This window comes from Haloferax sp. AB510 (genome assembly GCF_024136985.1).
Lineage (GTDB): Archaea > Halobacteriota > Halobacteria > Halobacteriales > Haloferacaceae > Haloferax.
The window spans coordinates 1-12,325 of sequence record NZ_JAMYJY010000107.1 but is presented as its reverse complement, the minus strand read 5'-3'; the positions used below and the strand labels follow the sequence as shown (position 1 = coordinate 12,325).

13 protein-coding genes and 3 pseudogenes are annotated in these 12,325 nt (G+C 68.7%); 5 read left to right on the top strand and 11 right to left on the bottom strand.

What is annotated here, in order from left to right:
- The 7 genes and pseudogenes from NKF06_RS16845 to NKF06_RS16815 form a co-directional block, all read right to left on the bottom strand.
- Positions 1-121: pseudogene (locus NKF06_RS16845) on the bottom strand (ribose 1,5-bisphosphate isomerase); the annotation flags it as partial.
- Positions 122-205: 84 nt separating this feature from the next.
- Positions 206-1,683, bottom strand: a pseudogene (locus NKF06_RS16840) (AMP phosphorylase).
- Between the two features lie 60 nt (positions 1,684-1,743).
- Entirely contained in the window at positions 1,744-2,169 is a 426-nt protein-coding gene (gene trxA, locus NKF06_RS16835) for a thioredoxin (protein ID WP_253246064.1), read from the bottom strand.
- A 214-nt stretch (positions 2,170-2,383) separates the two neighbouring features.
- The gene (locus NKF06_RS16830; protein ID WP_058828150.1) at positions 2,384-2,677 is read right to left on the bottom strand and encodes a hypothetical protein; all 294 of its coding nucleotides are present in this window, start codon (positions 2,675-2,677) and stop codon (positions 2,384-2,386) included.
- Positions 2,677-3,051 (bottom strand): helix-turn-helix domain-containing protein, encoded by a 375-nt coding sequence (locus NKF06_RS16825; protein ID WP_004971053.1) that lies wholly within the window; start codon positions 3,049-3,051, stop codon positions 2,677-2,679. Before NKF06_RS16825 ends, NKF06_RS16830 begins: the two co-directional genes overlap by 1 nt.
- 27 nt (positions 3,052-3,078) lie before the next feature.
- Complete coding sequence (locus NKF06_RS16820; protein ID WP_253246063.1) at positions 3,079-4,425, bottom strand: NADH:flavin oxidoreductase; 1,347 nt, start codon at positions 4,423-4,425, stop codon at positions 3,079-3,081.
- Positions 4,426-4,484: 59 nt separating this feature from the next.
- Positions 4,485-4,637: a hypothetical protein gene (locus tag NKF06_RS16815; protein ID WP_253246062.1), complete on the bottom strand. Its 153-nt coding sequence runs from the start codon at positions 4,635-4,637 to the stop codon at positions 4,485-4,487.
- A gap of 123 nt (positions 4,638-4,760) precedes the next feature.
- Here NKF06_RS16815 and NKF06_RS16810 point away from each other — a divergent pair, with 123 nt between their 5' ends.
- Positions 4,761-5,789 (top strand): succinylglutamate desuccinylase/aspartoacylase family protein, encoded by a 1,029-nt coding sequence (locus NKF06_RS16810; RefSeq protein ID WP_253246061.1) that lies wholly within the window; start codon positions 4,761-4,763, stop codon positions 5,787-5,789.
- Between the two features lie 39 nt (positions 5,790-5,828).
- Here the strand turns inward: NKF06_RS16810 and NKF06_RS16805 are convergent, their stop codons facing one another.
- Genes NKF06_RS16805 through NKF06_RS16795 form a run of 3 tightly spaced genes read right to left on the bottom strand, consistent with a single transcriptional unit; the run spans position 5,829 to position 7,400 of the window.
- Positions 5,829-6,032 (bottom strand): hypothetical protein, encoded by a 204-nt coding sequence (locus tag NKF06_RS16805; RefSeq protein WP_253246060.1) that lies wholly within the window; start codon positions 6,030-6,032, stop codon positions 5,829-5,831.
- A 2-nt stretch (positions 6,033-6,034) separates the two neighbouring features.
- Positions 6,035-6,553 (bottom strand): macro domain-containing protein, encoded by a 519-nt coding sequence (locus NKF06_RS16800; RefSeq protein WP_253246059.1) that lies wholly within the window; start codon positions 6,551-6,553, stop codon positions 6,035-6,037.
- Position 6,554: 1 nt separating this feature from the next.
- The gene (locus NKF06_RS16795) at positions 6,555-7,400 is read right to left on the bottom strand and encodes an aldo/keto reductase (RefSeq protein ID WP_253246058.1); all 846 of its coding nucleotides are present in this window, start codon (positions 7,398-7,400) and stop codon (positions 6,555-6,557) included.
- 119 nt (positions 7,401-7,519) lie between these two features.
- Here NKF06_RS16795 and NKF06_RS16790 point away from each other — a divergent pair, with 119 nt between their 5' ends.
- Positions 7,520-8,206: a DUF2071 domain-containing protein gene (locus tag NKF06_RS16790; protein WP_253246057.1), complete on the top strand. Its 687-nt coding sequence runs from the start codon at positions 7,520-7,522 to the stop codon at positions 8,204-8,206.
- Positions 8,207-8,242: 36 nt separating this feature from the next.
- On the opposite strand, the gene NKF06_RS16785 is transcribed toward NKF06_RS16790, so the two are convergent.
- Positions 8,243-10,453 carry a S9 family peptidase gene (locus NKF06_RS16785; RefSeq protein WP_253246056.1) on the bottom strand — a complete coding sequence of 737 codons (2,211 nt, stop codon included), beginning with the start codon at positions 10,451-10,453 and terminating at the stop codon, positions 8,243-8,245.
- Between the two features lie 130 nt (positions 10,454-10,583).
- On the opposite strand from NKF06_RS16785, the pseudogene NKF06_RS16780 reads away from it, so the two are divergent.
- The 3 genes and pseudogenes from NKF06_RS16780 (at position 10,584) to NKF06_RS16775 (ending at position 12,295) form a co-directional block, all read left to right on the top strand.
- Positions 10,584-11,029 (top strand): annotated as a pseudogene (locus NKF06_RS16780) (transporter).
- A 106-nt stretch (positions 11,030-11,135) separates the two neighbouring features.
- Positions 11,136-11,261, top strand: a complete 126-nt coding sequence (locus tag NKF06_RS21045) for a hypothetical protein (RefSeq protein WP_004043988.1) — start codon at positions 11,136-11,138, stop codon at positions 11,259-11,261.
- On the top strand, positions 11,258-12,295 hold the full coding sequence (locus tag NKF06_RS16775) for a metallophosphoesterase (protein ID WP_253246055.1): 1,038 nt from the start codon (positions 11,258-11,260) through the stop codon (positions 12,293-12,295). The genes NKF06_RS21045 and NKF06_RS16775 overlap by 4 nt, the downstream gene beginning before the upstream one ends.
- Positions 12,296-12,325: the final 30 nt, after the last annotated feature.

The following is a 12,325-nucleotide window of genomic DNA, read 5'->3' as shown; positions in this document are numbered from 1 at the left end:
CCGTCGCCTGCGTCCGGAGCGCCCGCGCGGCCGCGTCGGCGATGGTCGCCGCGCCGCGAATCTCCATCGTGTCGATTTCCGTCGCGGTGCGCCGGACCTCGGGATGTACGCGGTCGTCCATGCGGGAACTACGGGCGTCGGACGCAAAAAGGTCGCCGCGGGCGGCGGCGGGGTCGCGGCGTGACCGCGGGCAACGATGGGCGACTCACACCCGGTCGACGAGCGCCTCGTCGGGGTGTCGCACCCGGACGGTCTCGACGCGCTCGGTGAGCGCCTTCGCGTCGGCGAGCTTGTCTTCGGATTCGGCGTGGACCGTGAACAGCGTCTCGCCGCTGGCGGCCATCTCGCCGACGCGCCGGTGGAAGTTCGAGGCCCGCACCGGGTCTCTCGGCGCGCGGCCCGGCGGGCGACCTCGTTGACGAGGCGGTTGTTGACGTGCGTGACCACGCCGTCGCGGTCGGCGCGGACCGCGACGGTGTGCCGACCGGGCGAGAGGTCGGCGGCCTCCACGTCGGGGTCGCCGTTCTGCGCGGCGAGTATCTCGCGGAAGGTCTCCTCGGCCTGCCCGGAGTCGAGGATATCGGCGGCGTCGGCGTCGATGCCGGTGGACTCGAACAGCAACTCGGCGAGGCGAATCGCCTTCATCCGCAGGTCGTTCGGACCCCCGCCGGCGAGCGTGGCGAGGACCTCGCGGGCTTCGAGCACGGGACCGACGCCGCGGCCGACCGGCGCGGCCCCGTTCGTGATGGCGCACTCGATGGCCATCCCGAGGTGGTCGCCGACGCGGTTGAAGTCCTCCGCGAGTTCGCGCGCCTCGGCGAGACTCTCGACTTTCGCGCCCTCGCCGTAGGGGATGTCCACGACGACGTTGGTCGAGCCGGCGCTCTTCTTTTTCGAGAGGACCGAAGCGATGAGTTGGCCCTTCGGGTCGATGGAAAGCGGCGTCTCGGCGCGGATGATGCGGTCGTCGACCGGCGAGAGGTTCACCGCGCCGCCCCAGACGAGACAGCCGCCGGTCTCCCCGACGATGTCGCGTATCTCCGCGACGGAGAACTCCACGTCGCAGAGGACCTCCATCGTGTCGGCGGTGCCCGCCGCGGAGGTGACGGCTCTGGAGGAAGTCTTCGGAATCTTCAGCCCTGCCGCGGCGACGATGGGGACGAGAATCGGCGTGACGCGGTTGCCCGCGACGCCCCCGATGGAGTGCTTGTCGGCGATGACCGGCTCCTCCCACGTGATAGATTCGCCGATGTCCGCCATCGACTCCGTGAGGTGCATCGTCTCTTCCATCGACAGCCCGTTCGTGTAGGTCGCGGAGACGTACGCCCCGAGTTCCACGTCGGCGAGGCGCTCCTCGTAGATGTCGCGGACGAGTTGGGACAGTTCGTCCGCGTCGAGTTCGATGTCGTCGAGCTTCTTGCGGATGTAGTACACCGAGTCGGGTTGCGGCGCGACCGACACCTCCACGTCGCCCTCGATGTGACCGAGCCGGCGCGTCACCCCGAGCGTCCCCTCGGAGACGAGTTCGTCGGTCAGTTCCACGATGCCGATGGTCGTCCGCCCGTCCCGCCGCAGTTGGACGCGTTCGAGCGCGTGGACCCCGAGTTCGGCCGCATCGCTCTCGTTCAGGAGGACCGTCGGCGACCGGGTGCCGATGTCGATGGGTTCGGCGACGAGTTGCATACCCACAGGTCGGACGAGAGTGTCAATAAAGCGACCCCGAGTCTCGGGGAGAGAGAACGCTTACGCGAGGTGGGACTCGACGAGGTTCTTCAGGTCGTCGTAGCCGCGGACGCCGACGAGCTGTTCGACCGCCTCGCCGTCGGCGAACAGCACCATCGTCGGGACGCCCCGGACCTGGTACTGGGCGGCGAGCTCCTGGTTCGCGTCCACGTCGACCTTGGCGACCGCGGCGTCGGTGTTCTGCGCGAGCTTCTTCACGGTGGGTTCGAGCATCTTGCACGGTCCACACCAGTCCGCGTAGAAGTCGACGAGCACCACGTCGTTCGAGGAGACGGCGTCTTCGAGTTCGTCCGCGCCGTCGACGTGGATGGGATCCGATGGGGAAGGCGTGGTTTCCTTCGCCGTACTTCCGCCGTCACCACGGAGTTCGGATTCGAGTTGTTCGCGTTTCTGCTTCCGGATGTCGTTCAGTTCGTCGTCGGACATACCTACCGATACCGGCCGAGACCTAATAACGGTTTTGCACAATACGAGCAATAATGTCTGGGGATAGTGGGCCGTGGTATCGGACGACACGCATCGGCGATGCCACACCGGTTCGCGACCGAAAGACGAGATAGAAATGGCGGCGATGCGACCGCGAGTTACGGGTTGGTTCGAGGGCGATTCGGCGGGGTCGAAGGCGGTCTTCCGACCCGGCTCAGTCGACGTACAGCGAGTAGGTGATGACCGCGAAGCCGATGAGCGTCAGCACCGAGTCGAAGAGCAGTCCGGTGGCGAGGTCGACGTTGAGAATCACGTCGAGCGCGCCGCCGAGCATCGCGCCGAGGGTGACGACGCCGAAACCGAGCGCGAGCGCGCGGAGCGACGCGGCCCCCGTGTTCCGGTACGCCTTGTAGCTGAAGTAGGTGATGAGCCCGCCGAGGACCAGAATGCCCGTCTTGACGACGATAATCATCGTCGTAATCGTCGGCGAGGCGCTGAGGTGCCCCATCAGGTCTCCCTCCGGACCCGCGACCAGATGTCCGCGAGGCGTTCGTCGGGCGTCTGCTCCGGGCGGCCGACCGCGACGTCGAAGTCGCGGTCCTCGTTGAGGGCGATTCGAACCTCGTCGAAGGCGACCTCGTAGGTCGTCGCGTGGTGACCGTCCGCGCGAATCTGGGTCCCCTCGGCGAGGAGCGCCGCGTCGGTGAGCAGGTCCAGCTTCCTGTACGTCGTCGAAAGCGGGATGTCACAGGTATCTGAAATTTCACTTGCCGTCATGGGTTCTTCGAGTCCTCTGATGATGGCTCGTGCGTCCGCGTCGTCGAGCGCGTCGAGCACCGCCGTCAGTTCGGCCGACTCCATCGCGGACCGGTCGCGCGCCATTACCCAGACTCACCGACGAGAGCCTTATTAACCCACCGGGTCGGGCTCGTCGTCGTCCGCCGTCTCGGAGGCTGTATCGTACGCACCCTCCATTCTGAGGGTTCCCACGCGGGCCAACACCTCGGGTGTTCGACAGACGCCCGGCGCGCCCGTCGCCTGCGGCACCGCGCAGTTGTTGCAGTTCTCGCAGACGACCCGCGTATCGGCCGAGACCTCGCGGCCGAGCAGTCGCGCCGGGAGTTCCGGTTCGGCGTAGAACGGCCGCGCCATCCCGACAGCGTCGCAGGCGTCGCCGAGCAGTCGGTCGATTTCGCCGCGCTCGCGGATGCCGCCCTCGCAGAGCACGGGCACCGAGACGGCGTCGCGGACGCGACGACACAGGTCGGCGTTCCACGCCGGGTCGAAGTCGTACCACGCGGCCTCGATTCGGTTGCCGAGTTCGACGAGTCGCGCCCGGAGCGGGCCGCCGAAGGCCGCGGCGTAGCCGTCGCGGTAGCGGTCGTCGCGCCACGCGCGGGCCGGGAACGACCCGCGGACGATGCTCGCGTCCCAGAACACCGATCCCGAGACGGGGACGAGCGCGTCGTAGCCCGCCTCGTCGAGGCGGCGGCAGAGTTCGACCGCGTCGTCCTCGGTCAGATGTCGGCGGATGCCGGGCGGCGCGGCCGTCTCCGCCGGGACTTTCGTCATGAGCGGCACGTCGCCCGCCCGCGAGCGAACCTCGTCGGCGACGACCTCCAGAAATCGGACGCCGTCGCCGAACTCGTCGTCCCGGCGGTTGTAGAACGGCGAGAGGAACTGGTGGACGATGCCCATGTTCGCGCCGGCGACGTGGACCACGTCGTAGCCGGCGTCGACGGCCATCGCCGCGGAGCGACCGAAGTCGGCCGCGAGGTCGTACACCTCGTCGGTCGTCATGACGTGGGCGTCGTAGTCGAGGAAGCCGAGGCCGTCGAGGAGTCTGAGGAGTCGCGGCGGCCGGGAGACGGAAAGCTGTTGCAAATCCGGATGGTCGCGTCGGTACTCAGCGTGCCACGTCTCCATGCTCCGTAGACCGCCGTACTCCAACTGAACCGCGACGGCCGCGCCGTGGTCGTGGATTCGCTCCGTCACCGCCGACAGCGACGCCGCGAACTCGGAGTCGGCGATTCGCGTCATCCCCGGCGCGGCACAGCCGCCCGTCTCGCGGACGATAGTCGCACCCTGACAGATGAGGCCCGCGCCGGCCCGCGCCGCGGGTTCGAGCTCGGCCGCGAGGCGCTCGGGCGCGTCGGACCCGGTGCCGGCACATTCGAGCACCGGCGCGCGGTAGAGTCGGTTTCGGAGCGTGAGTCCGCCGATGTCAAGCGGGTCGTCGAGCCGGGGGGTCGCCATACGGTCGACATGGCGCGCGAGCGACGTAAATCGACGCGGCGGTCGGCCGCCGGGTCAGTTCACCAACGAGTCCCGCCGCCGATGTCGATAGTCGCGCCGCAGCGCCCGCACTCCGTCACCTGCAGGGGGTCCGACCCGGCGTGTCTGACGACCACGTCACCGAGACCCGCGGGGGAGCCACACCGCTTGCAGACCGGACGATTCGCCGTCATCTGTGAATACACATCTCTCATGGAGACAGACGCCCGCAGCGGAGATAGCCGTATTGTCCCGCGTCTGTCCGGACGGTGCGGTCCCGGTCAACCTTCTTACCCGTCGGCTCCGATGAACGTCCCATGGACCCCGAACCGTTCAGGTACGACTCGGAGGTGCCACCGGGCGAGGTGCGACATCTCAGGTACGAAATCAGCGAAACGTACCTCGGCGACCCCGTCGAGATACCCGTCACCGTCATCAACGGCGAGCAGGGTGGGCCGTCGGTCTTCATGACCGCGGCGCTCCACGGCGACGAACTCAACGGCGTGAAGGTGATGCAGGAGGTCGCGAGCCGGTACAACCCAGCCGACATCCACGGCACCATCGTCTGCATCCACGTGGCGAACGTCCCCGGCTACCTCGCCCAACAGCGCTACATCCCCATCTACGACCTCGACCTGAACCGGTCGTTCCCCGGTCGCGACGGCGCGAACACGGCCGAGCGCATGGCGAACCAGATCTACCGCCGGTTCGTCGAGCCCTGCGACCTCGGCATCGACTTCCACACCTCGACGCGCAACCGGACGACGATGTACCACGTCCGCGCCGATATGAACCGCCCCGAGGTCGCCCGCCTCGCGCGGTCGTTCGGCGCGAACCTCATCCTCTCGGGCGAGGCCGAGGCGAGTTCGCTCCGCACCGTCGCCACCAACGACGGGATTCCGACCATCACCGTCGAGATGGGCGAGGCCCACCGCTTCCAGCCGGCGATGGTCGACCGCGCCCTCGAAGGCGTCGAGAGCGTCCTCGCCGAGTACGGCGTCCTCCCGAAGAAGCCGGTCAGCTGGCCGGGCTGGACGCGCGTCATCGACTCGGCGACAGACAAGACGTGGCTCCGCGCCGACGTGGGCGGCCTCGTCGAGATGCAGTACGGCGACGTGCCGCTGGTCCACGAGGGCGACACCATCTGCACCATCTCGGACCACTTCAAGACGAGAGAAAAGCGCGTTTCGGCCCCCTTCACCGGCCTCGTCGCCGGCGTCCTCCAGAACCCGGTCGCCGCGCCCGGTCACCCGCTTTGCCACCTCGTCAGCGTCGACGACGCGACGCTCCGCGAGATTGAGCGCGAAATCGAGGCCGGCGAGTTCACGGAACGCCCGTGGAGTTAGGGCGGACGTGCTGAACGCGTCGCCGACGACGCCGTTCGGTCAGTCGTCCTCGCCGACCTGCTCGTGAGTGTGGTGGAAAAATCGGACGTGCGGCCGCCCGTCGCGTTCGACCGGTTCGAAGCAGACGCGGCGGTACCGCTCGTTGTCGAGGAGGTTGACGAGCAGGCCGCGGTCGTGGAGCGAGACGGAGTCGTAAGGGGTCAAACAGACCGGACACAGTTCCGGGTCGGCCGCGTCGCCCACTACTATTCCTCCGGCTCCGTCCCGACCGCGTCGGCGACCCGCGAAATCGTCTCGAACTCGTCGTCAGCGTAGGCGATGAACCGAACGTCGCGGAGCGCGGTCGGCTCGAACGCACGGAGTTCCTCGCAGATGAGTCGCGCGCCGTCGGCGAGGTCGAACCCAGCGACGCCGCAGCCGAGCGCCGGAATCACGAGCGATTCGCAGCCGCGGTCGTCCGCGGCTCGCAGGGCGTTTCGCGTGGCGTCGCGGATGCTCTCGGCGGTCGCCTGTCCGTCCCCGTAGTGGGGCATCGCCGCGGCGTGAATCACGACCTCGGCGTCGAGGTCGAAGGCGTCGGTGACGGCGACCGCGCCGAGGTCTATCGGCCCCTTCGCCATCGCGGCCTCGTTCAGTTCGGGGCCGCCGCCGCGACGGAGCGCGCCCGCGACACCCGACCCCATCCGGAGGCTCGTCTCCGCGGCGTTCACCAGCGCGTCGGCCGACTGAGCGGCGATGTCGCCCTGTACGACGGTGAAGTCCATGTCAGGCGAGTCGGTCCATGTCCTCGTCGTCGAGGTCGATGTGCGAGGCCGCCACGTTGTCGCGGAGGTGCGAAACGCTCGACGTACCGGGGATGGGAAGCATCACGTCAGAACGGTGTAAGAGCCACGCGAGGGCGATTTGCTGCGGCGTCGCGTCGTGTTTCGTCGCGACCGCGGAGACGGCGTCGGCCCGGTCGCCGAGGTCGCCCGCGCCGAGCGGGTACCACGGAATGAAGCCGACGCCGTACTTCTCGCAGGCATCGAGGCTGGCCTCAAACTCGCGGTCGCCGACGTTGAAGCGGTTCTGGACTGTGGCGATATCGACGATGTCGCGCGCCTCGTCGAGCTGTTCGACCGAGACGTTCGAGAGGCCGACGTGTCGAATCAGTCCCTCGTCTTTCATCTCGGCGAGCGCGTGGACCGAGTCCTCGAAGGCGACGTGCGGGTCGGGGCGGTGGAGCTGATAGAGGTCGATGGTGTCCACCCGGAGGCGGTCGAGGCTCCCGAGGACGGCATTTCGCAGGTAGTCAGGGTCGCCGTTGGGCTTCCAGTCGCCGTCGGCGTTCCGGAGCAGGCCGCCCTTCGTGGCGACCACGAGGTCGTCCGGATAGGGCGCGAGCGTCTCGCCGATAAGGCGCTCGGAGACGGCGGGTCCGTAGGAGTCCGCCGTGTCGATGAGGTCGATGCCGTGGACGAGCGTCTCGTGGAGGACCTTTCGCGCGTTCTCCACGTCGTCGGGCTCGCCGATGATGTCGTCGCCGGTGATGCGCATCGCGCCGAAGCCGAGTCGGTGAACCGTGAGGCCGCCGCCGATGTCGAACGTGCCGCTGCCGTTTTCGAGTCCCATGGGCGGAGATTGGTCGCCAGACAGGTGTTCGTTTCGGCGGGCTGGGCGGGTGACGGCAGCGAGCGCGCGGCCCCCGCAAGCGCCGAAACCCACACCCGTCGTCGGTCCTAACGGCCGCCATGGACCTCCTGTCGATGCGCTGGCGGCACACGCTGTTCGCCCACTGGCCGGTCGACCCCGAACTCGTGGAACCCCGACTCCCCGACCGGCTCTCGGTGGCAACCTACGACGGGCGGGCGTGGCTCGGCGTCGTCTCGTTCGACATGACGGACATCCGCCCGCGCGGGTCGCCCATCGGACTGGGGTTCCCCGAGGTGAACCTCCGGACCTACGTCGAACCCGCCGACGGCGGCCCCCGCGGCGTCTACTTCTTCACCCTCGACGCCGCGGACCGCCTCGGCGTGACGATGGCCCGACTGGGCTACCGGCTGCCGTACCACTACGCGAACATCTCGGTCGAGGAGCGAGACGGCGCGGTCGACTACGAGAGCTACCGGCCTGCGACGGCCGAGACGCCGGACGCGCGGTTCGAGGCGACCTACCGACCGACCGGTGAGGTCCGAACCCTCGACCCCGGGTCGCTCGACGCGTTCCTCGTCGAGAACTACCGCTTCTACACGGACGACTGGCCCGTCGTCATCGGCGACATCGACCACGACCCGTGGCCGATACAGGACGTGGAGGCGGAGATTCGCGCGAATACGATGTTCGAGGCCTGCGGCTTCGACCACCCCGGCGGCGACCCGATACTCCACTACGCGGCCGACCTCGACGTGACGGCGAAGCCGCCCGCGGTGCTTCGCTGACGCCGCGAACGCTCGTGTCGCTTATTGGCCGTCGTCTTATTCGCCGCCGTCCGTATCCTCCGCCGTGTCGTCTGTCTCGACCGCCGGGTCGTGACGCTCGTACCAGTCGAGAATCTGTTCCAGTCGGTGGGTCGCCCGCTCGGGCGTCGAAATCGAGTGCTGTTCCTCCGGGTAGACGACGAGCTTGGCGTCGACGCCCTGCGCCTTCGCGGAGACGTAGAGCTGTTCTGACTGACTCGGCGGACACCGCCAGTCTTGGCCGCCCGCCATCACCAGAAGCGGCGTGTCGATGTTCCCGGCGTCGGTGATGGCCGACGAGGCGTCGAGCGCCTCCGAGTTCTCCCACGGGAGGCCGAACTCGTATCTCGTCCACAGGTGGTTGTCGTCGGTGCCGTACGACGACCGGAGGTCGTAGATGCCGTGTTCGGGGGCGGCCGCCGTCAGGAGGTCGGTCTGGGTCACGAGGTAGCCCTGCGCGATGCCGCCGTAGGAGATGCCGTAGCCGAAGACGCGCTCCGGGTCGGTCCAGCCGCGGTCGACAAGGTCCTCGACGCCCGCGACGATGTCGTCCACCTCGACCGAGCCCCACTGCCCTCGGAGCTGCTCCGCGAAGTCGCGCCCGTAAGAGGTGCTCCCGCGGTAGTTCACCCGCACGACGAGATAGCCGCGAGAGGTGAACATCGGGTGGTCGAACCGGAACGCCGGTTCGTCGTAGGCGATGGGACCGCCGTGGATGGCGACGACCGTCGGGTGCGGGTCGGGGTCGTCGAAGTCGAAGTCCGCGGGCGCGTAGACGACGCCCTCGACCTCCCAACCGTCGCTCTCGAAGTTGACCCGTCGGACCTGCGGCATCTCGTACTCGTCGGTGACGGCCTCGTTGAGCGCCGACAGTCGGGTGAACGACTCGGCGTGGGCCGCGTCAACGGCGTCGATGTCGGCCAGCGAGACGGCGTAGGCGTCCCAGCCGTCGGCCGGGTCGGAGACGAGCAGACCGGCTGTGTCGCCGGCGACGTGGAGTCCCTGTATCGCCCTGTACTCGCCCTGCGCGTCGAACACGCGTTCCGGGTCGTCGGCGTCGGGGTCGAGCCGAGCGATTCGAGACTTCCCCTCGTCGGCGACGAGCGCGTAGAGTTCGTCGTCGCCGGCCCACGACGGCGAGGTTCCCAACGCGAGCGTCCGGTCGAGCGACGCGGAGACGGATCGGACCTCGCCGGAATCGAGGTCGGCGACGCGGATTTCGCGTGGGACGTACCAGTTCTCGTAGTCGCCCGCCTGAAACGCGATTCGGGAGCCGTCGGGGCACCAGCGCGGCGTCCCGGTCGCGTAGCCGCCGGTCGTCAGCTTCCGGTCGTTCGAGCCGTCGGCGTCGATGACGAACAGGTCCTGTTCGAGCGTGTCGTCCGGGCGGTCGGCGTCGCAGGAGACGTAGGCGATTCGGTCGTCGGGACCCCACGCGGGCTGGAGGCCACCGGCGTCGGCGAACGCGCCCGCGGCGGTCGCGTCGTCGAGGCGCTCCGTCTCGCCCGTGTCGAGGTCCACGACGAACAGGTAGGTCGTCACCGTGTCGGTCCAGCCGACGCCGTTGATTTTGTGCTGGAGTCGCTCGGTCACGACCGGCCCGCCGTCCTTCCGCTCGTCGAGGTACTCGCGCTCCTCGTCGGTCGGGTCGCGCGTGGAGACGACGAGGCGGCCGCCGTCCGGCGACCAGTCGAACTCCGAGACGCCCTCGTCGAAGTCGGTGAGTTGGGTCGCGTCGCCGCCGAGTTCGAGGTCGAAACACCAGACCTGCGGCTTGGGGCCGTCTTCGCCGCCTGCTGGCAGTTCGTCGTCGGAGTCATCCGAATCGTCGCTATCGGCGTCGTCGTCGGAGTTATCCGAATCGTCGCTATCGGCGTCGTCGTCGCTCGTATCGTCAACGTCGCCAGCGTCATCAGCGTCACCTTCACTTTCTCTTTCGTCGTCCGCGCGACCGACCCGCCGAGAGAGGTCCTCGTCGCGGGCGGCGACGAACGCGAGCCGACTTCCGTCGGGCGACCACGATGGAGACGACGCGCCGGGGTGGCGGGTGAGTCGGTGTGGCTTGCGGGAGCCGTCGGCGGGGACCACGAACAGGGAGGCGACGCGTTCGTCCTCGTCGGGGTCGCACTCGGTCGCGGTGAAGGCGACCGTCGACCCGTCCGGCGAGACGGCGACCTCGCCGGTGACCGAGAGGTCGCTGAACGCTTCGGGAGGGAGTTCTCCTGACATGGCTCGAAACGTTCGGCCGAGTGACAAATAGATTTGTGTCGGCGAACCCGGTGGCCGCGTGCGTCCAGTCTACCGGTCCCGACCGAGCGAAGGTGAAACCTTCAAGCATCGCTGAACTAACCCGACGGACATGGCACTCATCGACACCGTGATGGCAACGCTCCACCTCGTCGTCGGCGGTCTCTGGACGGGGAGCGTCCTCTTTTTCGCGCTCGCCGTGCTGCCGACGCCCGCGCCGGGAACATCCGCGCCGCCGCGTTCGAATCGGTCGTCTCGCGCCTGACGATGTGGTCCCGCGGAGCCTCGCTCGTGATGTTCGCGACCGGCGGCCACCTCGCCGGCACGCGCTACACCGCCGAGAGCCTGCTTGGCACCGGCCGCGGCCACCTCGTCCTCGGGATGCTCGCGCTCTGGTTCGTCCTGACCGGCCTCGTCGAAGTCGGCCGGTCCCGCGCGAAAGACGGCCTCGCGGAGAAGAAGGTCCGCACGCCCGCCGAGAAGGCCGCACCGTTCTACCTCGGTGCCGCGCTCGTCGCTGTTCTCCTCCTCGTCGACGCCGGCCTGCTCCTCAACTGACGCCGTCCCCGACTCCCGAGGGCTCCGTAGAGTATCTATATCTACATTCTAAAATATATATTTTGTACGACATGTTTATCATCTCGGTCCGGGTGAGTCCACGTGTATGCATGGGGACGAGACGCGCGCCACCGAGTCGCCGCTTCGAATCGAGTTGTGTCCCGACACCGGGCGGATACGCGTCCACCGGGAGACCGCGCTGGGGACGTTCACGCGGACCATCGACCGATGAGCCCAGACGCCCCGCCGACCATCGGGGAGACGCCGGTCGGGAAGTCGGCCGAGCAAGGTCCCGGCCCGGTGCTCGCGCGCCTTGCACGACCGGTCTCGGAGACGCCGACCCGGCTCGCGGTCGTCGCCGACCCGCACGTCACCCCGACGGGGTCCGGCACGTGGAAAGTCTACCACCGGAGCGAGACGCGGCTTCGGACCGCCGTCTCGACCATCGCCGACCTCGACGTCGACGCGACGGTCCTCCTCGGCGACCTGACCCGCGACGGCCGCCCCGAGGAGTACGACGTGGTCGACGAAATCCTCCGCGACCTGCCGGGGCTGCGGGTCGCGGTGCCCGGCAACCACGACGTGCCGAAGCGCTGGGACGACTACGACGCCCCGACGCCGGCCGAGTTCGCGGCGCGCTACGCCGATGACGCCCTCCCGTTCGTCCGCCGGGTTGGCGGCGTCGATATCATTGGCCTCGACTCCGCCAGCGGCGGCCCGGACCTCGCCCTCACCGACACCCACGAGGGGGCCGTCCCCGACTCCCAACTCCGCTGGCTCGACACCGTCCTCGCTGACGCGACGACCCCGGTCGTCGTCCTCCACCACAACGTCTTCCACCCCCGCCGCCACACCGGCCAGTTCCCCGACGCCGACTTCTACCAACTCCGCAACGCCGACGAACTCGCCGCGGTCCTCGCGCGCCACGACGTGCCGCTCGTGCTCTCCGGGCACATCCACTGGCCCGCGACGGCCGTGAGAGCCGGCGTCCGTGAATTCATCGCCCCGGCGACTTGCTCGTTCCCGCAGTCGTTCGTCGTGGTCGACATCGACCGCCGCGGGACGACCGTCCGACTCGTCCCGCTCGCGGGGCCGAAGGGCATGGCCGAGGCCTACACGCTCGCCGCCAGCGGGGCCGCTCACGGACAGGGCATCGCCGCGCACGCCGACCGCGGACAGCTGTCGGCGCTCCCGCTCGTCGACGAGCGGACGCCGCCGAGGCGGGTCGTCGGCTCGGACGTTCCGGGGGCGGTTCGATGGCGGTGAGCCTCGACCGCCTCGCCGACGCCGCAGCGC